Genomic DNA, 20,118 nt, shown 5'->3' on the forward strand with positions numbered 1-20,118 from the left:
ACATAAGAAAAATATGAATGCAATTTAATCTAAAGCTTCCTCTTCCAAAATAAGGTGAAGGGCCCAGCGGGTCTCGGGTGTTATTTTAAAATCCTCAGCCAGTCGTACCCCCGCTACCCACACGATATTCTCTCCGGAAACCACAACAGGTAAACGCCTGCGTTCCCGTGTATTAATACCAGCATCTACAAAGAGATCCTGAAGTTTCTTTGTCCCTTTCATGCCCAAAGGACGGAAACGATCACCAGGCCGCCAGTTGCGGGCCCATAAAGGCCCTGGAAGTTTATCCCGATCCACCCAAGCTTCCCAAGGGGGGGTAATAACTTTAGCCGGCGGGGGTAATATTTCTATTCGAAGGCGTCTACCTATTTCAGGCAGGGGAGTCACCCCTGGTACCTTAAGGGGATGGCAAAAAAGGATCTCCTCTTCTCCCTTTACATTAGGTTCTTTAAGGAGTAAAAACCCGTGGCTGACCTTAGCCTGTAAACCTTGGGGCAAGGTTAAAGCACCAGAACCGGCCCGTAGAAGCTCTCGTAAGTGCTCCACATGATAAAATTCCACCCCCCCACCTAAACTTAATACCGCGGCCCGTAAAACCCGGCGTTCCAAAGCCGGGGGTAGACTGAGCAACCCTTCCCGCTCTATTTGTAAATATCCTCGGCCCTGTTCTTTAATAACTTTGGCCAAGCTTTCCCGGGTTACTTCTTCTAAAAAGGCTTCTTCCTCGGCTAACAGAACAGCGGTCCGCGCCAGCACCCGGACAATAGCAGGATTAAACTCCCTAGCTAGCCACGGAATGAGTTCCTGCCGGATCTTGTTCCTCCGGTAAGCCGGATCCAGATTGCTGGGATCGCGGCAGGGTACTAGCCCCTTATCTCGGCAGTAGGCTTCGATCTCTTCCCGAGTAATAAAAAGCAGCGGCCTGATGATCCCCTCCCGGTGAGGGAGCATAGCTTTAAGGCCGGTAAGGCCGCTGCCCCGGAGCAAGTTTAAAAGTAAGGTTTCCGCCTGATCATCAGCTTGATGCCCTACCGCGATTTTAGTAGCCCCTACCTTTCCCGCCACCTCCCGTAAAAAGCGGTAGCGCACTTCCCGCGCAGCTTCTTCCAAAGAAAGCTTGTGCTCCCGCTGGTAAGTACGCACATCCCGGGCTTCCACTGTGACCGGCAGGCCCCATTGTTGGGCTAGCCTTCGCACATAAGCCGCTTCTTGGGCAGAATTTTCTCGCAAACGATGATCTAGGTGGGCTACGTGAAGGCTAATCCCTAACTCCTTTTGCAGTTCTAACAAAGAGCAAAGCAAGGCCAAGGAATCTGGCCCACCCGATACCCCCACCACTACTTTTTCTCCAAAATCTAGCAGCTTATACCTTTGTATAGTCAGGCGCACCTGTTCCAGAAGAGCTGCCATCCCCTTATTTTTCCAACCACCTTCCCTGTAGGTAATATTTCGGCATGGCCTTTTGCTTTTCCTCCTCGCCTTATGAGTTTTTGCGACATCTAGGACACCTGTATCCGAGCTACAGCCACGCTCATATCATCAACCGGGTGACCCCCAGCCAGGGCTACAGCTTGCTTTAACAGACGCTCAGCTAATTCCTGGGGATGGCACTCTGATACCCGTCTTAAGGCCGCTACCAACCATTTATCCTTTTCCGACAAATCGCGGTGGGCCTCCAGCACACCATCGCTCACCATCACTAATATATCCCCTGGCTGTAATTCTTCCTCCACTACCTCTACCGGAATATCTTCTAAAATACCTACCGGTAGGGATTGCGGCTTTATAGTTAAAACCTGGGTATCCCGCAACAGAAAAGTAGGGCAAGCCCCTAGCTTGGTAAACATGCCCCGCCCCTGGATTAAATCCAGCACAGCTACATCTAAAGTGGCAAAGCTCTCCAATGGGGAGCGTAACAAAAGGACCAGATTCACCAGACGTAAGGCTAACTCCCGTGGAAAGCCGGCTACCAACAAATCTTTCAGAAGCTCCACAGCCGTACGGCTCTCCTTCCGAGCCTCGCAGCCAGCACCCATACCATCGCTTAACACCAATAAGTATTTACCTCGACCTAAAGGTGTCGAAAGAAAAGAATCTCCACAGGTGAAGTCTTGGTCCCGGGCACAAGAGGCATATCCTATCTCCAAGGTAAAATAAGGATCTAACTCTTCCTCATCTGTAGCCGAGGCTTCGCTTACCATTTCCTCCAAAAGGCGGGCTAGAGCTTGAAATTGGGCACCTAATAGGAGACCTAAGGGAGAAGCGACCTTATCCGATGCACAGCCCCAGGGCTGGGCAGCTAAAGCTTGTGCCAGTTCCCGAGCTTTACCGCATCTACTTTTAAGCCACTCTGGTAGCTCAGAGACTAAAAGGGGTCCTCCTTTTTTTAGCAACCCCTTCAAAACTTCCCTCAGCTTGTCCCCTTCCAGCTCCCAGCATACTTTGTGGGCAGGACATCCGTGGCAAACAAGGCGATCTATTTGCCTTAAAGCTATGTTCAGGCTGGTAGTACCATTGTTCCCCCCGGCTTCCAAACTCTCCCCCAAGCGTTTAAGGGCAGCGGCTACCTGCCCCCAACGTTTAGGGATAACAAAATTCTCCCTTCTGATATTCCCGTTATTCACATTGGTTATGCAAGCAGTTAAGCCTTTTAGAAAACTTCCTGGCAGGAGAAGAACAACCAAAGCTACCAGCCCACTTTCTTTTAAGGCTAGATTAGCCCCTTCCGCTCCCAAGAAATAACTGGAAAGCAAAAGATGGGCTAAAATAAAGCCCCCCACTACTCCTAACTTACCTAGATTATAAAAAGCTCCTGCCGTCAAACCAACCAGGGCCAGCAACCCGGCCAAGGCTGGTGCAGTTAAGGAAGTCAGGCTGGGAAGAAATCCTAAAACCGCTCCTGTGGCTGCCCCAGCGCCAGCCCCTCCGATTAAAGCGGCCAGAAGTATAAATAGACGCCCTACCAAGCTTTGGACGGACATACCGCCCACCCGCCATTCTTGTAACCCTAAAAGCAGGCCCAAAGCCAGAAGGCCCAATCCCAGGAGTTGTTCTTCCCGGTAACGACTTACAGCTGCTGCACTCCAGGCCAGCGCCAGTCCAGCCGCCAAAAGAGCCTCAAAAATAAGGAGCATCCAGCCATAAAAGGAAGGCCCTAAAATAACCTGACTTAAACCCCGGACAAGTATGACAGTCGCCGCACCCAAGGCAACAAGAGCTCCCGGAGGCCTGGATACCCTATTTCCTCGGTATAATGTATAAGTAACCCCCAAACTGAGGAGGGTGGCGAGGCGGATCCAACTGTCCAGGCCAGGCAAGCCCCAAGCGCTCCCTATTCCCGCACTTACCACTACAGGCCATAATAATCGTGGCCTAAGCCCAGCTACAGCCATGACTATCCCTGGCCCAAAAGGCTTTAATTCCGCAAGGATAGTAGCCCGAGACAGTATAAAGGCTACTCCTAACCAAGCCACGGCCCCCAACCACTCAGCTCCCCCAACCCTCGACATCCGCTGTACACGCTCCGCCAACATATACCACCGCCCTTTTTTTACTGAGAAAATTATATCTTAAGGGTTTATGCAATTCTTGTCGCCAAAGGGAAGGGGGCCGGGACAAAGTTTCGACATAGTCTACTTTACCCCTACTGTAAGGGCAACTCTTCATCTAAGGAAACATGCCTCACATTGCTTAAGTCTTCCTTGGCCCGCTTTATCCCTGCTGTAGGTGTAGGCCTACTATAAATAATAAACCCCCCTTCCGGGACACCGGATTTTTTCAGGGGGGTTAGTCCGAAAAACTTAGGTTTTTCAATGATTGGTGACCCGTGCGGGATTCGAACCCGCGTTCCCGGCTTGAAAGACCGGTGTCTTAACCCCTTGACTAACGGGCCGCACTCATAAAAATGGTAGCGGTGGTAGGACTCGAACCTACGACACAGCGGGTATGAACCGCTTGCTCTAACCAGCTGAGCTACACCGCCACGTGTTGCGATTATATTATGCCTGAAAGTCCATCCCCTTGTCAAGGGGCCTAAAAAAGCCAAAAAATTATTGACCCAGGTAGCACCTCTATTTTATAATATAACCGAATGAATGTTCATTTTGGAGACTCCCCTATGCGACGTTATGCTGCTTACCAGGCGGGAGGAGAAAGCCAAATCAAACAGAAAATTTTTGCTGCCGCCCGCCGTCTCTTTGTAGAGAAGGGCTATCATAACACTAGCATTCCTGATATCGTAACTGAAGCCGGGGTAAGCATAGGCGCCCTTTATCACTATTTCGAAAGCAAGGAAGCGCTGGCCAAAGCTATCCATATCCATGCTGTCCAAGAATTCCTCCAGCGCTTTCATCGCCAGGTAAAAAGCAAGCACACCACCCGCGAAAGGATCCAGGCTTTCGTAGAAATGATGTTTTCCTGGACAGAAGAGGACCCAGTCATGGTGGAGTATCTTCTTTATGCCCGGCCCAAAGAGGTTTTAGATCGGGCGATGTCTATATGTTCTGAAGAAGGCTTACAAGCCGTAAAAGAAATAATGATAGAAGGGATGCGCCGGGGCGAAGTAAAACAGGTAGATATTATGCTATTAGTAGCCCCTGTTTCTGGTACTATAATCCGCCTTATCGAACTTAAGTTAGATGGTCTTTTGTCTTATCCCCTTACAGAAGTAGCAGAGACAGCCGCCCAGATCATATGGGAGGCTGTTCGAGCTTAAATTTTTTTACCCTTACTTGTGAGTGTTCAAACAGGGTTTAAGTTTGGCCCTTTGCGAACGATCATTCTTTCGGAAAAGGAGGAGAAATTATGCCAAAAGAGCGAGAGGAGAGCCTTCAAAAGGATCTGCTTCAACATTTCGGCGACCGTGTATCTTTTAACAAAGTAGAAAGGTTAGTGTATTCCCACGACATGGGTGTTATCCCCGAACAAATACGACGCTTAATTCAATTCTTACCAGATGCAGTTGTCCAACCCATCTCCCGCGATGAACTTGTTAAACTCACCCAACTGTCTAGAGAATATTCCATCCCCCTCGTACCCCGGGGTGCGGGGACCAGCGGCTTCGGAGGAGCTGTTCCTACAAGAAAGGGTATTGTCGTAGATTTTTGCCGGATGAAACACAGGATAGAAGTAAACGAAAAAGAGCTCACCGTCACCGTAGATCCTGGAGTCGTTTTTGAAGATCTTCAAAAACATCTTCAGGCCCGTGGGTATGATCTTCGTATCTTCCCTTCCAGCGCACGGTCAGCTACAGTAGCTGGATGGGTGGCCCAGGGAGGTTCAGGTTATGGTAGTTTCGAATATGGGGACCTTAAAAACAACCTTAAGGAAGTAGAACTGGTGCTCCCCAACGGACGAATTGTTACTCTGCAAGGCCGCGAGCTGGATCTGGTATATGGCCTCTGTGGCATCACTGGGCTTATCTCTTCCGTAACGTTATATATACGCGAAAAGGATAATTATGTGGTCAACCTGGCTTCTTTCAGCAATCTAGCTGATGTCACCAGGGCTCTTCTTAAGATAAGGGATCAAGGTGTACCTTTATGGTCAGCTACCCTTTCCACCCCTTCCTTCATCCAGCTTAAACAAAATGCAGCCCAGCATTTCGTGCTTCCCCAGGACCGGTACCTCCTACTCGTTGTTTATCCCCACCAGCGTAAAGCAACAGTGGAAGCTGCCCTGGCTAAAATCATCACCGAAAGCGGTGGCGAATTCCTAAGCCAGCGCTTGGCCCAGGAAGAATGGGAAGATCGCTTCTATCCCATGCGTTTCAAGAAATTAGGGCCTTCCCTGGTAGCCAGCGAGGTTCTAATTCCCATAGAAAAACTAGGCGAACTGGTGTCCGAAATCGAGCGCCGTTATAAAGGGGAATTTGCCTTAGAAGGTACCATGGCTAGCCGGGACACCATTGCCCTGCTAGGCTTCATGCTTACCGATGAGCGAAAAGCGGGTTTCCCCCTGGCCTACGCCAATTCCCTGACCGTAATAAGCCTGGGCGAAAAATTAGGTGGACGGGTTTATAGCATAGGTATGTACTTTGTAGACCGGGCGGAGACCATGTTCGGCCGGGAGATCCTGGAACGGGTCTGGTCTTGGAAGAAAGAAATCGATCCCCAAGGCCTGATGAACCCAGGCAAGATCCTACCACCTTCCCTAGACAAGACCTCGCCTGTCAAAGCCCTGGTAGCTGCCCTTAAGGCTGCTGACGCCACTAAGAGTATTGTAGGCTTAGCCGGCAAACTAATGCTTAAAATGCAGGGAGAAAACTTTACATCTCCTTTCAGTGAAGAGCTTACCCGAGATACCCTGGCTTGCGCCCTTTGCGGGTACTGCCGCAATACTTGCACTGTATTCGATGCCTATCCTTGGGAGAGCCGTTCCCCCCGAGGCAAGTATTACCTGCTCAATCAAATAATTAAGGGGAATCTTTCCTTGGATGAGGAAGTGGCCGCGGCCCTCTTCCAGTGCACCACTTGCAAGCGCTGTGATCTGGTCTGCCAAGTAAAAAGCCATAATGCTGAAAACTGGATCTCCTTACGTCCCTGTTTCCACGCAGCCGGTCTGGAAAACTTGGGCTTAAAAGCAGTGCGGGAGAACGTTCTCCGTACAGGTAATTTCTTCGGTATCCCAGCCGCAGAGAGAATTAAGTGGCTTAAAGTACCGGTACAAGAACGAGGGAAAATAGCCTTCTGGTCAGGCTGCTGGGCTAGCACCATTATGAGCAATATGGCTTACTACTTCACCAGCATACTGGATAAAATCGGCGTGGACTTCGTCCACTTCAAGGAACAGGAAGGATGTTGCGGCCTGTACCTCGCCCTAGGCGGATACACCGAGGACTTCGCTGCCAATGTAAAACGGAACCTATCCCTTTTTAAAGAGGCAGGTATAGAAACCCTAGTCTTGGCTTGCCCAGGATGCTATGCTACCTTCTCTGAAAACTATCCCCACGTAGCCGCACAATTAGGGCTAGAATTCAATATTAAAATTAAACATACCACCGTATTCCTCTACGAACTAATCCAAACAGGCAAGCTCAAGTTCGAGAAGCCCCTTTCCTGCACTGTCACTTACCATGACTCTTGCCATGTGGGGCGCTGGTTCGGGATTTACGAGGAACCGCGTGCTATTATCCGCTCTATACCCGGTGTAGAGCTTAAGGAAATGGAACACAATCGGGAAAACTCCCTCTGCTGCGGATTGATGCTGGCCTTCGACTATCTTCCAGGAGTAGTCCATTGCGGGCAGAGGAAACTGGCCGAAGCGGAGGCTACCGGTGCCCAGTACCTAATCACTAACTGCGCCGGGTGCGGAAGCCAGTTCCACACCACCCTAACCCTGGCCAATTCTAAGGTAAAGCAACTTGATCTCTCGGAGCTGGTAGCCATGGCCCTAGGTATCCCTACCGTGAACCAAACGCCCACTATACTTGCCTTTATGGAAAAGGTCACCGAACAGATGCGGGAAAGCAGGATGGTTAAGACCGGCTAGACTGGCTCTTAGGACAAAAGACTAACTTCAGCGCTTGATGTGATGTCAAAAAAGTTTAGGGAGGGCTCCCTTGACCCTGGAGCCCTCCCCCTCTAAACAACCTTCGCCGACGTCTTAAGTCTCTTGGAGCCCGTAAAAAGCTTAAGCAGGGCTATGTTAAAAATCTCGTTAGCCTGTACTTTGGCTAGCTCATAGGGCCCCAGCACAACTGAGGTGGGGCTGTACTCCCCGCAAACATCCACCCCTATTACCCGGGCCTTATTTTTTAAACTCCTAAGTAAGTAAAAGATAGGTCCTGGATGGAGCTCCCCCTGGTCCCAAGTAGTCCAGGCAAAGGGAGGGGCCAAAACATCTTTATCTAGGGAGATATATACCATTCGCCCTTCTACTTCCTGGGGCACCACTCGGATCGCTAGCGGGAAAGTCCTAGCCGGATAGATCTTAAACTTAACCATTTCGCCAGCGGAGCGGAGATGGCCTGAAACCCCAGGTAGCATTTCTTCCTGGACTCCCAATACATAAACTTCCTCCACCTGAGAAAGATTTAGAGCTTCCCTTAACCAGGAGCCACAGGAAACAAAGCCTGGTGGAGCAGTATTTAAATCTAGGTGCCAATCCAGGACTATCAAGGTAAACGGTAAAGGGATCTTCTTTAAAAAAAGCAAAGTAAGATGGTGATAATCTCCACTGCCCAAGAAACTTAAGCCCACCGGGACTTGGCTTAAGTTTAGGTTTACTTCCTCTAGGACCTTCCTAGGGCTCATAAATCGGAGGCTCCGCACCTGGCTTAAATCTACCAGGGCATCTCCTGCCTTAAGGAGCTTATTCTGCCATAACAGGGTAGCGTCGGTATTCAGCAAAGAAACGTACATGTTCACTACCAACACCCCCTACATATTCTTCAACATAAGGCAGGCTCCCGAGGCCAGAAGGGCTAATCCCAAAGCCTTCCACCAAGTAAACGGTATTTTTTCTAATCCAAAAAGGCCCCAGTGGTCGATAATAAGGGCGGTGGTAACCTGCCCTACTATTATAGCTGTAGTGGCCAGGGCCACTCCTGCTCGGGGTATACTGGCCACCACTCCATACGTAATAAGAACTCCTATAATACCCCCTAACAGCAAATACCAAGGGGCCTGGATAATTTTCCCTAAACTTCCTGGGCTTAAAGGAAAAAGGAGCAGAAGAACTACCGTAATAGTAGCGGTAAGGTGTACTACTAAAGTAGCTTGGAGGAGCCCTGTAATCTTCGCTAAGGCAGCATTTAGAGATCCCTGGACAGCCATAGCTACTCCAGAAAGGAGGGCTAAGACAAGGGCGAAGAGCATTGCACTTTAACACCTCTTTGTATCTTCTACAAGCGCCCCCTGGCCGGTTACCAGCTTCGAGTACGGCACTAGCGCATAGCAAGCCTTTAAAGCCCTTCCCCTTTAGTATGCCGCCCCAAGCCCACACCTAGACCTCTTGCCACCTAAAGTTTCTCCCTTGAGAGTCCCCCTACTTTTCCTAACTTTAAAGGGCTGAAATATTCCTTCCCTTTGTTGCGCACAATAACAAGTTGAGGCAGAAATTAAAAAGCGGGAGGAAAAACAAGTGGGGATATACCGGGAAACTATGGTTTTTACACTTGTCCTAATGCTTACCCTATGGTTATGGCCTTATCCCTCGGCCTTAAGTAAGGAGCGCTGTAACTGTAGCGGAGAAAACCGCACCCTTATCTATACTTCCCCACCCCTCCAAGGGCAGGATGTAATAGAACTGCAATTCCGGCTGGCTCAGCTCGGCTATTATTTTGGCCCGCTCACCGGCTTATATGATTGGAGCACCTTCCGCGCCGTAACAAATTTTCAACGACATCGGGGCCTTCCCGTTTCTGGGGAAGTAAACTCAAGCCTTTGGGAAGCTCTGCGCGGAGATATCCACCCTACAGCCCAGGCCACTACCCCTGGTCCTCCAGCCGGTAGCACCCTCAAAATACTGGTGGATACGGAAAAGCTACGCTTATATCTTTTAGTGGACGGCCAGATATTCCGAGAATACCCTATAGCTATAGGAAAGTATAGCACACCTTCACCTGTGGGAGAATGGAAAATAAGGGAAAAAACCTACGAAACCGGAGGCCCCCTAGGTACCAGGTGGCTAGGGCTTAATGTCCCCTGGGGAAATTACGGTATCCATGGTACCAATCGACCCTGGTCCATAGGCTGGGCAGCCTCCGCTGGTTGTTTTCGCATGTTCAATGAAGATATAGAGGAAATATTTCCTTGGATACCCCTTGGTACACCGGTGATCGTAAAGGGACCTTATGTTTTACCCACCCGACCCCTGAAACCCGGCTCCCAGGGACCCGAAGTGGTAAGTTTACAAGCCCGCCTTAGGGAGAAAGGCTTTTACCTCTTCGGGCCCACAGACGGGGACTATGGAGTCATGACTTCCCTGGCCATAAAGCAGTTCCAGCTGGCCCAAGGTTTAAAACCTACCGGCATAGCTGATAAAGAAACCTTAGAGGCCCTAGGTTTTGAGCTTCCCCTAGAACAAGAAAAAGCAAGATAAGGTTCGACAATCAAAAAGCAAACCCCCGCAAAATCCCGTACAAGTATAGAACTAGCAAACACAAGAAAAAAAGGGGCAACTGCCCCCTAACCTGACTTAAACCACACCCTTCTTAAGTTATTCAGCCACTACAGGCACAAATTTAAACTCCAAAGTATCTACTAGCCCCCGATTGGTGAGCCGAAGCTCGGGTATGACTGGTAAAGACAGGAGAGCCATAGTCATAAAGGGTGAAACGAGCTCGCACCCTAGCTTCCGCCAAGCCTTTAAAACTTCCTCCACTTGCCCTGCTACCACCTCCACAGGTTGATCAGACATAAGTCCCGCTACAGGTAAAGGGAGCAAGGCCAGCACTTGGCCGTCCTGCACCGCTACTAAGCCCCCGCCGCAGGTAGCCAAGGTATTACCAGCCAAGGCCATATCTTCTTCATTCACGCCTACAATCAAGAGGTTGTGGCTATCGTGGGCTACAGTGGAAGCCACCGCTCCCGCCTTTAAACCGAATCCTTGTACAAAACCCAACGCAATAGTACCTGTCGCCCGGTGGCGTTCCACTACAGCTACTTTGGCTATATCGCGAGAGGGTGAGGCTTTCAAATACCCGTCTTCTGCCTCCATTTCTACTAAGGTATGGCGGGTAAGGACACTGGCTTCGATTATTCTTATAACCCGCACCAATACCTTGTCCCGGCCTGGTGGGGCAGGTATTTGAAAATGGGAGGCTTTTAGGGGCTCCTTTAAGCGTACTGAATTTTTAACCTGAGGAGGATAATTAACGGAGGGCAATTCTATGGTAAGCTTGCCTTTCTCAGCCACTATACGTCCGGCTACCATAACCTTTTCGATCTTCACAGAAGCTAAATCAGAAAGGAACACAATGTCCGCCCAGCGTCCCGGGGCGATACTCCCTAGATCCTGGGCTACCCCAAAGCATTCAGCAGTGTTGAGGGTTACGGCCTGAATAGCGGTCACAGGATTTAAGCCTTCATTAATGGCCCTTCTCACCACATGATCCAGGTGGCCTAAGGAAAGAAGGGTTTCGGGATGGGTATCATCGGTAACCAAGATGGCCCGCCGGGCATCGATGCGATGTTCCGTCAAGCTTTTTACAGTTTCATGGATATCATGCCAGGCGGATCCTTCCCGCATCATAGCATACATTCCCAGGCGCATCCGGGCTAAGGCGTCTACCGCACGGGTAGATTCATGGCAGCAGCAAATCCCGGCCGCCGCATAAGCGGGCAAACCCTTTTCTATATCCGGCAGGGAATAATGCCCGGTAACCGGTTTACCCGCTTCCAGGGTAACCCTTATTTCACCATGGACACCCTCATCCCCGTTAAGAACGCCAGGGAAGTTCATCATCTCCCCTAGGCCAATTATATTTTCCCATTGCATGGCTGTAGCTACTTCTTCTGGACCAAAGGTCGCCCCAGCATCTTCCAGGCCGGGAGCAGCAGGGACACAGGAAGGCATGGTGGCATATACCCTTAAAGGGAGGTTACGTCCTTCTTCCACCATCAGTTTAACCCCTTCCAGGCCCAAAACATTGGCTATTTCATGGGGATCCATAAAAATAGTGGTGGTACCGTGGGGTAACACAGCCCGGGCGAACTGGGTTACCGTCACCATACTGCTTTCCACATGTAAATGCCCATCCAAGAAACCCGGAGCCAAGTAAAAACCGCTAGCTTCTATCACTTTAGTTTCCGGTCCGATGCAGTGATTCACATCACCCACCATAGCGATACGGCCATTCTTAACGGCAATATCCCAGTTTAAAATCTCTCCGGTAAAAACATTTATAACTTTACCCCCGCGTATTACCACATCGGCAGGTAGACGCCCGGTGGCCACGGCTACTAGCTCCTGGGTCATAGCTGCCAAATGGGTGGATGACATATCCCTTTTCCCCCTTTAAATCTTAAATAGCACTATTAAGTGCTATTTAAAGAATAATTTACTGTGTAAAGGTATGTCAACATGGACTCTAACTTAAGGCAGACCCTGGCTATCCCTATAACTCTCCGTTTTAGGTCCGGTCTTAAGTCTAGCCTAATTAGCTTTAGGGCTTTTACAATTTTCTAGCAAGTAGCAGGCAGGAATTTTTACATTAACAGCAAATAAATATATTATAGATTAAGTAAAACTTAAGTGCAGTCCTATTCATACCTGTCTTCGTATATCCCCAGTAATATGGTCTGGGGGTCTCTACCAGGCAACCGTAAATTGCCCGGCTACGAAGGCGGGCCTTAGCTTTAAGGTCCAGCCAGTTAGCCGGGTTAATTATTTTATAAAGTTTTAAGGAACGATTATTTTAAGGGGTAGGTGATAACCAATATGAGGGCCTGCTAAAGGGAAAATCTAAATAGGTATTTCCATGCACAATTAACCAATTTACTCGTTAGAAGGAGGGACTCTTTATTTATGTCCGGGTACGAAGGATTTCTGGAGAGGACTTTTAAACTAAAGGAAAATAATACCACGATCCGCACCGAGGTGTTAGCCGGTTTTACTACTTTCATGACCATGGCTTATATCATATTTGTAAATCCAGCCATCTTAAGCACCACCGGTATGAATTTTGGGGCCGTACTGGTAGCCACCATACTGGCTAGCGCAGTGGGTACTTTAATCATGGCCTTTTTGGCCAATTATCCCATTGCTATAGCCCCAGGTATGGGCTTAAATGCCTTCTTCGCTTTTACCATCGTCAAGCAAATGGGCTATCCCTGGGAAGCAGCTCTGGCTGCTGTGTTCATGAGCGGCGTCATCTTTATCATCTTGACCTTAACCAAGGCGCGGGAAGCTATTGTCAACTCCATTCCCCTCTCCCTTAAACTGGCCATCAGCGCTGGTATAGGCCTCTTTATAGCCCTCATCGGCCTGCAAAGCGCAGGTATAGTAGTATCCAATCCTGATACTCTAGTAAAGCTGGGGAACCTCCATCAGCCTTCAGTATTGCTAGCCATCGTAGGGCTCATCATCACCTCTGCTCTGGTGGCCCTGCGCATTAAAGGAGCCCTCTTATTGGGGATCCTCATCACCACTTTGTTGGGAATACCTCTAGGAATCACTAAAGTCGAAGGTTTGAAGATACTTAGCCTCCCGCCCAGTCTCTCTCCTACTTTGGGAGCTTTCACCCGGGGCTTGGGTAATCTCTTGGCAGCAGGAATTATACCTGTAATCTTTACCCTCACTTTCGTGGATCTCTTCGATACCCTGGGCACTCTAATTGGAGTAAGCAGCAAAGCAGGGCTTTTGGACGAAAAGGGGCACTTGCCCCGGGCAGGACAAGCCCTGATGTCCGATGCCATCGCCACCACGGTAGGTGCCATACTTGGAACCAGTACCTGCGTAGCCTACATTGAAAGCGCCTCCGGGGTAGCCGAGGGCGGCCGGACTGGTTTAACTTCTTTAGTAGTAGCTTTGCTCTTCTTAGCTTCCCTTTTCTTCTCTCCGCTGGTGGGTATGGTCCCGGCCGTGGCCACAGCACCCGTCTTAATCATCGTAGGTATTTTTATGATGGAACCTATAATGAAGATCGATTTTACTAACTTCTTAGAGGCGGCTCCAGCCTTTTTGACTATGGCCATCATGCCCTTCACCTACGATATAGCTCAAGGTATTGTCTGGGGTGTACTGGCTTACGTATTCTTACACCTTATCACTGGCCAGGCTAAAAAAGTAAGCTTAACTATGTGGATTCTAGCGGTCTTATTCCTTATACGTTTCTTCGTTTAACTTTTTGTAGCAAGTCTTTATAGTCCAAATTCTAGGGCCCTGGGAATAAAACCCTACGCCAAACCCCCAGGGCCCCCCTCACTGCCCGCCAGGAATTGCGAACCAGCTCAGCTATATCCCTACGGCTCGCCCCATCTACATGGACTCCGGCCACCACTACTGCTGGTACCCCTAAGCGTGCGGCCAAGAGGAGGGCAACTGGCCGCGCCAATTCGTCATCCTTATGGCCCACTACAGTCAAAACAGAGGCCGTGGAACTAGTCCTCCCGGTACCTTCCAAGCTCGGCCGTGGAACTGCTAAGGCTACCGCCCCCACGTGGGGCCTTTCACCCCCAAAGATATGGGCTACGATCCCGCCTTGGGTAAGAAAAAGGCGGCAGAATACCCGGAAGCGCCCCTTTCCAACCCAGCAAGTGATCAAGATTTCTCCTCCCTAGCAAGAGCCGCTCCCGGCCAGCGCTGGTAGAGCCCATGCTCTATATCCAGCTGATCCAGGATACGGCCTATCAAGTGATCTACTAGATCTTGTAAGCTCCGGGGATGATGATAGAAGGCAGGCATAGGTGGCAAAATAACAGCCCCCAGGCGGGCAAGCCTTAACATATTTTCCAAATGGATAGCATTTAAAGGGGTCTCCCGGGGAACTAAAATAAGTTTCCGACCTTCTTTTAACGTTACATCCGCTGCACGGCTTATAAGGTTTATAGCTAAGCCGTGGGCTATCGAGGCCAAGGTCTTCATACTACAAGGTACAATAATCATGCCCTGGTGCCTAAAGGAACCGCTGGCCAGGGCTGCTCCTAAGTCATCCTCACAGTAAAAGGCAGCCGCCAGTTTCCGCACAGCTTCCACTGTCCAAGAAGTTTCCATTTTTATAGTTTCTTCCGCCCAGCGACTTAAAATAAGATGCGTCTCTAAGCCTTTCTCCTTTAGTACCTCCAGAAGCCTTATGCCATAAATGGCTCCTGTAGCCCCGGTCATGGCCACTATCAACCGCATATCTTTACTCCTCTCCCGCTGCTTTAAGAAGGAGGCCCCACAGGAGATCAGCCTCGCTTATAATAATCTTTTCCGCCTTAAGCCCTCGCAAGATGGCCTCTAAAATAGTCACACCCGCCACTATAATATCTGCCCTCTCCGGTTGGAGGCCAGCTAACTTCCGCCGGGCTTCTAAGGGTAGGCTAAAAAGCTTTTTAAGCCAATAATTAACCCTCTCCTGGGTCAGAGATAGCCCATGTACCAACTCTGGTCTGTATACTCTAAGCCCTAGTTCCAGGGCGGCCAGGGTAGTAGCTGTTCCCCCGGTCCCTATCACCGCATTTTCCCTCTCCTGGGGAAGCTTAAACTGGGAAGGCCCGCATCGGCCACGGAGCTCTTCCAGCACCGGAGCCAAGATCTCCTCTATTTCCTCTAAAGTAGTAGCTTTTTCTGTACACCTTACAGCCCCTAAAGGGACGCTACGGAGGTTTAATTGGCCATTCTCCTCCCAAGCGAACTCCGTGCTGCCTCCGCCCACATCTACAGCCACCAAAGGCCCCTTTATTAGACCTTGCACCCCAGCCTGGACCCCTTTAAAGGTAAGGCGGGCTTCCTCTTCTCCTGCAATTATCTCTACCTTTACCCCTAGTTGGTCTTGTATATCATCCAACAGCTCCCTGGCATTTAAGGCTTCCCGCGCCGCGCTGGTGGCCACAGCAAGGAAATTCTGCAAAGGAAATTTACGCGCTCGCTCGACCAGCCGGCCCGCTGCCGCTACAGTGCGGCTTATGGATTCTGGGCTAAGCCTCCCTTCCTTAAAGCCCGCCATAAGACGGCTACTTTCTAGCTCAGCTAGGAGTGGCCGCACCCGACCACCCTCTACTTCCCCTACCAATAAACGTACAGAATTGGAGCCTATATCCAGGGCACCATAAATGGGCATCCCTTCGCCTTCCTTTTTCCTTGTGATTTACCTAGCCTAAACCTTACGAAGCTTTCTCCTATTTTCTAATCCACGTTTACCGGTAGCATATATCGGCGCCCAATCCCTGGAATTTCTCCACCAGGTTCTCGTAACCCCGGTGTATATGGTGGATACAGCTTATTTCCGTTTCGCCCTCGGCTATGAGCCCAGCTATAACCAGGGCAGCTCCGGCGCGCAGATCGGTGGCTTTTACTGCTGCACCAGTTATTTTTTCTGTTCCTTTGACTACAGCGCAGTGGCCTTCGATAACAATTTTAGCCCCCATGCGCTTTAACTCATGGACATGCATAAAGCGGTTTTCAAAGACAGTCTCTGTGATTACACTGGTACCTCGGGCTACTGTTAAAAGGGCCATAAACTGGGCCTGCATGTCCGTCGGGAAACCAGGGTAAGGCATGGTTTTTATATCCACAGCCTTAAGGGGAAGCTCACTCCGAACCCGCAGACCCCCGTTTTCCTCAATAAGAATAGCTCCTGCCTCAGTTAGTTTAGCCATCACTGCCTTAAGATGGGTGGGGATAACGTTTTCAATGAGAACGTCACCGCCTGTGGCAGCTGCAGCCACCATAAAGGTCCCGGCTTCAATACGGTCAGGGATAACAGCATGGGTAGTACCGTGGAGCTCCTTTACTCCTTCTATTTTAATAACCCGCGTACCAGCCCCCGTTACCCGGCCTCCCATGGCGTTAATGAAATTGGCCAGGTCTACAATCTCCGGCTCTCCTGCTGCATTCTCAATAGTGGTAACGCCTTGAGCCAGGGCGGCCGCCATCATTATATTTTCTGTAGCTCCTACACTAGGAAAATCGAGGTAAATTTGGGCCCCCTGTAAACGCCTAGCCCGGGCCTCCACCCAGCCATTTTTAACCTCGATTTCAGCACCTAAAGCCGCTAACCCCTTAAGATGCAGATCGATAGGGCGGGCACCGATGGCACATCCTCCAGGGAGGGCTATTTTTACCCTGCCTGTGCGGGCAAGTAAAGGCCCTAAGACCAAAAAAGAAGCCCTCATGCGGCGTACAAATTCATAAGGGGGCTCTATACCCTTTATCCCCTCGTTAATTATGGTCAAAGAGCCCTCCCCTGGAAACACCCGCATCCCCAATTCACTAACCACTCCACACATGGTATCCACATCGGCCAGGCGCGGGGTATCCTCCAGCCGGCATTCGCCTTCAGCCAGCAAACAAGCAGCTATAATGGGGAGCACAGCGTTCTTGGCTCCGCTTATAGTAACCCGGCCTTGTAACCGGGCTCCTCCTCTTACTATAATGCTCTCCAAGGTAGGCTATACCCCTTCTGTTAAGAAAAATTCACACCCATGATTATAGCATAGGCTCCTCAATATTCGCCAGCTAAAAGGGGCGAACCCAGGTAAAGGTAAGTTGTACCATCGGAGGCGTGAAAACGCAAAGCTACATTTAGGTTGGCCTTTTGACCAGCTACCTCCACCTTCTGGGGCAAGAGGGGCGAATAAGCGGTAATGCTTAATAATTCTTCCTCTTCCAGGCCTTCGATTTTACTGGCCTTTAGAATAGATAGGACCGACTGGACCTTTTCTTTCCGTTCTTCTAAAGAAAGGTAACCCGGTATCCGGCCAGTTAGCATATAAGTATACCGGGGTTCTGTTCGGCTATGTCCAAAAACCCTTGTCGCTCGTTCCTGCCATTCCTGTATCTGCGCCGCTACTCCTTTTCCTCCTATATTTCCTTCCCAGCTAAGGAGGAGATAGGTTTCCCCCTTACCACTTAAATCTTTTAAGCTTTGTACTGCTAAATATAAAAGTGTTCCTGGTTCTATCTTCCCCTCCCAGGATACAGACCGAAACCCAGGCTGGTTCTCCTTTTTCCAAGGCAAATCACCCTTTAGCCCTAGATCTTGTGCTGTTTCCCTGGCTTTTTTAAGTAGTTCTTCTAAGTCTAGAAAGGTTGGACTTAAAATACCCCAGGCCTCCAGTCTAACACTATCCCCTTGGGCACCCGCCACTTCCAGGGCACGGGCTAAAAGCTCAGGTACCTCTTTAGCTGTGACCGGGGTAAAATTCATTCCCGTAGCTCCATGTAGCTTGTTAAACCTTGCCGTTTCTCCTTTAGAAAGGAGTTTAGAAGTTAAGAAACCGCTTAAGATAAGGCTAAATATAAGGGCAAAACCTACCAGGCACCAAGTTTTCCTCTGACCCTCATTATGTATTCCCATATCCTTACCCCCTATAGAAGTTTATATCACCTCCTATTTTTGCCAGTCAAATGAGCTGTTAACCTGCAGGCTGGAGATAAAATGGAAAGGTAAAACCTAAAAATGGAAAAGAGCAAATTGAAGATAAAAAGAAAAACTTACGAAAGAAGATGGGAAAATATAATAAAGTAAACAAAAAGTGGTGGCGGGACTAATAATTAAACGGGACTAATAATTAAAGAAGAACTAGGGGGTAAGGAAGAAGCTTAAAATGCTAATTTAAGGTGCTAGGTCTTAATATGAGGCTTAATTAAGTTGGCCCGCAGCCTTAAGGCGGGCTATAGCCCGTTTTAAAGCGCTCTCCGCCCGCGCTATATCTAAGCCTGGGGGACGTTCCTTAAGCCTCTGTTCAGCCCTCTCCTTAGCTCGCCACGCCCTCTCCACATCGATCTCCTCTGCCTTTTCCGCAGTGTCCGCAAGAAGAAGTACCTGATCACCGGTTATTTCCACAAGCCCACCGCTTACGGCCAAGCGTTTCTCCTCCCCCCGGTAGCGATAAAAGACTACACCGGGTGTAAGGTGGGTAACCAAAGGAGCATGACCAGGTAACACCCCCAGATAACCGAGGGCCCCGGGTAGAATTAAACTATCTACCTGGGTAGACAAAACAATCCTTTCTGGGGTGACTACTTCCAACCGTAGGGTCCGGCCACTGGTCCCTTTTCCTTCCTCCACCATGGCCGTTAACCTCCCTCTTGCCTAATGTTATTTACATCATTTCTTTAGCCTTCTCTACTGCTTCATCAATGGTCCCCACCATGTAGAAAGCTTGCTCAGGGAGATGGTCATGACGGCCTTCCAGAATCTCTTTAAAGCCCCGGATGGTTTCCTTCAAGGGCACATATACCCCCGGCCGACCGGTGAAGGCCTCAGCTACATGGAAGGGCTGGGAGAGAAAACGTTGGATTTTCCGCGCCCGGGCTACGATCAGTTTATCTTCTTCCGACAACTCATCCATACCCAAGATAGCTATGATATCCTGCAGTTCCTTATAACGTTGCAAAACCCGCTGCACTCCTCGCGCCACCTGATAATGCTCTTCCCCGACTATCCTGGGATCTAAAATACGGGAAGTAGAATCCAAAGGATCTACAGCAGGGTATATACCTAACTCGGCTATCTGCCGGGAAAGCACAGTCGTGGCATCCAGGTGGGCGAAGGTAGTAGCCGGAGCAGGATCCGTCAAGTCGTCAGCGGGAACGTAAATAGCCTGCACCGAAGTAATGGAGCCCTTCTTGGTGGAAGTAATCCGCTCCTGCAAAGCGCCCATTTCCGTAGCTAAAGTAGGTTGGTAACCTACGGCCGAAGGCATTCTCCCCAGCAGGGCTGAAACCTCTGAACCGGCCTGGACAAAGCGGAAGATATTATCAATGAACAGGAGTACGTCCTGGCCTTCGGCATCCCGGAAGTACTCAGCCATAGTCAGCCCTGTTAAGCCCACCCGGAGGCGAGCCCCTGGTGGTTCATTCATCTGCCCAAAAACGAGGACCGTCTTGTCTAAAACGCCAGCCGCTTTCATCTCCAGCCACAGGTCATTCCCCTCGCGGGTACGCTCCCCTACTCCAGCGAATACAGAAAAACCGCCATGCTCATAAGCAATATTACGGATGAGTTCCATGATAATAACTGTCTTGCCCACCCCAGCTCCTCCGAACAGGCCGATCTTTCCGCCTTTAGGATAGGGAGCTAGCAAATCTACTACTTTAATCCCTGTCTCCAGGATCTCGGTGGAAGGTTCCTGCTCTTCAAAGGAGGGAGCTGGCCGGTGGATGGGCAAGCGTTCCGTAGCTTCCACCGGACCTAAGTTGTCGATGGGTTCACCCAATACGTTAAAAATGCGCCCGAGGGTGCCTCGGCCCACAGGTACAGTTATAGGTCCACCTGTATCAATAGCCGTCATACCTCGCTGGAGGCCATCGGTGGAAGCCAAAGCCACGCAGCGCACCGTATTGTTACCCAAGTGCTGCATGGCCTCCATGGTAAGGTTGATCCGGCCATCCTCGGTTTTAATAACAATAGCATTAAGCAGATCAGGTAGGTGATTAGGGAACTCTACATCTACCACCGGGCCAATAACCTGCACTACACGACCGATATTCAAAGGATTCACCCCCAAATTCTTCTCCATCAATCAG

At 49.9% G+C, this 20,118-nt stretch carries 16 protein-coding genes, 2 tRNA genes and 1 riboswitch; of the genes, 4 read left to right on the top strand and 14 right to left on the bottom strand.

What is annotated here, in order from left to right; translation table 11 throughout:
- Positions 1 to 24: 24 nt before the first annotated feature.
- The 4 genes from tilS to B9A14_RS16475 form a co-directional block, all read right to left on the bottom strand.
- Positions 25 to 1,410, bottom strand: coding sequence for a tRNA lysidine(34) synthetase TilS (tilS, locus tag B9A14_RS16460; protein ID WP_084666895.1), 1,386 nt, complete (start codon positions 1,408 to 1,410; stop codon positions 25 to 27).
- 89 nt (positions 1,411 to 1,499) lie between these two features.
- On the bottom strand, positions 1,500 to 3,509 hold the full coding sequence (locus B9A14_RS16465) for a SpoIIE family protein phosphatase (protein ID WP_172839195.1): 2,010 nt from the start codon (positions 3,507 to 3,509) through the stop codon (positions 1,500 to 1,502).
- Positions 3,510 to 3,817: 308 nt separating this feature from the next.
- Positions 3,818 to 3,892, bottom strand: a tRNA-Glu gene (locus tag B9A14_RS16470).
- A 13-nt stretch (positions 3,893 to 3,905) separates the two neighbouring features.
- Positions 3,906 to 3,982: transfer RNA gene (locus B9A14_RS16475), tRNA-Met, on the bottom strand.
- Between the two features lie 135 nt (positions 3,983 to 4,117).
- Here B9A14_RS16475 and B9A14_RS16480 point away from each other — a divergent pair.
- The gene (locus B9A14_RS16480) at positions 4,118 to 4,714 is read left to right on the top strand and encodes a TetR/AcrR family transcriptional regulator (RefSeq protein ID WP_084666897.1); all 597 of its coding nucleotides are present in this window, start codon (positions 4,118 to 4,120) and stop codon (positions 4,712 to 4,714) included.
- An 89-nt stretch (positions 4,715 to 4,803) separates the two neighbouring features.
- On the top strand, positions 4,804 to 7,488 hold the full coding sequence (locus B9A14_RS16485) for an FAD-binding and (Fe-S)-binding domain-containing protein (protein ID WP_084666898.1): 2,685 nt from the start codon (positions 4,804 to 4,806) through the stop codon (positions 7,486 to 7,488).
- A gap of 92 nt (positions 7,489 to 7,580) precedes the next feature.
- On the opposite strand, the gene B9A14_RS16490 is transcribed toward B9A14_RS16485, so the two are convergent.
- Both B9A14_RS16490 and B9A14_RS16495 read right to left on the bottom strand, forming a co-directional pair.
- Complete coding sequence (locus B9A14_RS16490; RefSeq protein WP_084666899.1) at positions 7,581 to 8,360, bottom strand: arginase family protein; 780 nt, start codon at positions 8,358 to 8,360, stop codon at positions 7,581 to 7,583.
- A gap of 18 nt (positions 8,361 to 8,378) precedes the next feature.
- Positions 8,379 to 8,816 carry a DMT family transporter gene (locus tag B9A14_RS16495; protein WP_084666900.1) on the bottom strand — a complete coding sequence of 146 codons (438 nt, stop codon included), beginning with the start codon at positions 8,814 to 8,816 and terminating at the stop codon, positions 8,379 to 8,381.
- 265 nt (positions 8,817 to 9,081) lie between these two features.
- Here B9A14_RS16495 and B9A14_RS16500 point away from each other — a divergent pair, with 265 nt between their 5' ends.
- The gene (locus tag B9A14_RS16500; RefSeq protein WP_084666901.1) at positions 9,082 to 10,041 is read left to right on the top strand and encodes a L,D-transpeptidase family protein; all 960 of its coding nucleotides are present in this window, start codon (positions 9,082 to 9,084) and stop codon (positions 10,039 to 10,041) included.
- Between the two features lie 117 nt (positions 10,042 to 10,158).
- On the opposite strand, the gene ade is transcribed toward B9A14_RS16500, so the two are convergent.
- On the bottom strand, positions 10,159 to 11,943 hold the full coding sequence (gene ade / locus B9A14_RS16505) for an adenine deaminase (protein ID WP_084666902.1): 1,785 nt from the start codon (positions 11,941 to 11,943) through the stop codon (positions 10,159 to 10,161).
- Between the two features lie 256 nt (positions 11,944 to 12,199).
- Positions 12,200 to 12,301, top strand: a riboswitch (purine riboswitch).
- Positions 12,302 to 12,468: 167 nt separating this feature from the next.
- Between ade and B9A14_RS16510 the strand changes: the two genes are divergently transcribed.
- A complete protein-coding gene (locus B9A14_RS16510; protein WP_084666903.1) occupies positions 12,469 to 13,785 on the top strand; it encodes an NCS2 family permease in 1,317 nt (438 codons plus the stop codon).
- 31 nt (positions 13,786 to 13,816) lie between these two features.
- On the opposite strand, the gene lpdD is transcribed toward B9A14_RS16510, so the two are convergent.
- The 7 genes from lpdD to atpD all read right to left on the bottom strand — a co-directional run bounded on the left by lpdD (position 13,817) and on the right by atpD (position 20,111).
- Positions 13,817 to 14,206 (bottom strand): prenylated flavin chaperone LpdD, encoded by a 390-nt coding sequence (gene lpdD / locus B9A14_RS16515; RefSeq protein ID WP_197686535.1) that lies wholly within the window; start codon positions 14,204 to 14,206, stop codon positions 13,817 to 13,819.
- A complete protein-coding gene (locus B9A14_RS16520) occupies positions 14,203 to 14,784 on the bottom strand; it encodes a UbiX family flavin prenyltransferase (protein ID WP_084666905.1) in 582 nt (193 codons plus the stop codon). Before B9A14_RS16520 ends, lpdD begins: the two co-directional genes overlap by 4 nt.
- 4 nt (positions 14,785 to 14,788) lie before the next feature.
- A complete protein-coding gene (locus B9A14_RS16525; RefSeq protein WP_084666906.1) occupies positions 14,789 to 15,706 on the bottom strand; it encodes a Ppx/GppA phosphatase family protein in 918 nt (305 codons plus the stop codon).
- Positions 15,707 to 15,782: 76 nt separating this feature from the next.
- On the bottom strand, positions 15,783 to 17,030 hold the full coding sequence (murA, locus tag B9A14_RS16530; protein WP_084666907.1) for a UDP-N-acetylglucosamine 1-carboxyvinyltransferase: 1,248 nt from the start codon (positions 17,028 to 17,030) through the stop codon (positions 15,783 to 15,785).
- A 59-nt stretch (positions 17,031 to 17,089) separates the two neighbouring features.
- On the bottom strand, positions 17,090 to 17,944 hold the full coding sequence (locus tag B9A14_RS16535) for a YwmB family TATA-box binding protein (RefSeq protein WP_084666908.1): 855 nt from the start codon (positions 17,942 to 17,944) through the stop codon (positions 17,090 to 17,092).
- 285 nt (positions 17,945 to 18,229) lie between these two features.
- Positions 18,230 to 18,661, bottom strand: coding sequence for a F0F1 ATP synthase subunit epsilon (locus tag B9A14_RS16540; protein ID WP_084666909.1), 432 nt, complete (start codon positions 18,659 to 18,661; stop codon positions 18,230 to 18,232).
- Between the two features lie 31 nt (positions 18,662 to 18,692).
- Positions 18,693 to 20,111, bottom strand: coding sequence for a F0F1 ATP synthase subunit beta (atpD, locus tag B9A14_RS16545; RefSeq protein ID WP_084666910.1), 1,419 nt, complete (start codon positions 20,109 to 20,111; stop codon positions 18,693 to 18,695).
- Between the last annotated feature and the right edge of the window lie 7 nt (positions 20,112 to 20,118).

This window comes from Thermanaeromonas toyohensis ToBE (assembly GCF_900176005.1).
GTDB classification, from domain to species: domain Bacteria; phylum Bacillota; class DSM-521; order Neomoorellales; family Neomoorellaceae; genus Thermanaeromonas; species Thermanaeromonas toyohensis.

Coding starts and splice junctions, on each gene's coding strand:
- B9A14_RS16540 (WP_084666909.1), bottom strand. CDS start 18,661: ATGGTGGAGGAAGGAAAAGGGACCAGTGGCCGGACCCTACGGTTGGAA.
- B9A14_RS16510 (WP_084666903.1), top strand. CDS start 12,469: ATGTCCGGGTACGAAGGATTTCTGGAGAGGACTTTTAAACTAAAGGAA.
- B9A14_RS16495 (WP_084666900.1), bottom strand. CDS start 8,816: ATGCTCTTCGCCCTTGTCTTAGCCCTCCTTTCTGGAGTAGCTATGGCT.
- tilS (WP_084666895.1), bottom strand. CDS start 1,410: ATGGCAGCTCTTCTGGAACAGGTGCGCCTGACTATACAAAGGTATAAG.
- B9A14_RS16525 (WP_084666906.1), bottom strand. CDS start 15,706: ATGCCCATTTATGGTGCCCTGGATATAGGCTCCAATTCTGTACGTTTA.
- B9A14_RS16490 (WP_084666899.1), bottom strand. CDS start 8,360: ATGTACGTTTCTTTGCTGAATACCGACGCTACCCTGTTATGGCAGAAT.
- B9A14_RS16465 (WP_172839195.1), bottom strand. CDS start 3,509: ATGTCGAGGGTTGGGGGAGCTGAGTGGTTGGGGGCCGTGGCTTGGTTA.
- atpD (WP_084666910.1), bottom strand. CDS start 20,111: ATGGAGAAGAATTTGGGGGTGAATCCTTTGAATATCGGTCGTGTAGTG.
- ade (WP_084666902.1), bottom strand. CDS start 11,943: ATGTCATCCACCCATTTGGCAGCTATGACCCAGGAGCTAGTAGCCGTG.
- B9A14_RS16535 (WP_084666908.1), bottom strand. CDS start 17,944: ATGGGAATACATAATGAGGGTCAGAGGAAAACTTGGTGCCTGGTAGGT.
- B9A14_RS16485 (WP_084666898.1), top strand. CDS start 4,804: ATGCCAAAAGAGCGAGAGGAGAGCCTTCAAAAGGATCTGCTTCAACAT.
- B9A14_RS16480 (WP_084666897.1), top strand. CDS start 4,118: ATGCGACGTTATGCTGCTTACCAGGCGGGAGGAGAAAGCCAAATCAAA.
- B9A14_RS16520 (WP_084666905.1), bottom strand. CDS start 14,784: ATGCGGTTGATAGTGGCCATGACCGGGGCTACAGGAGCCATTTATGGC.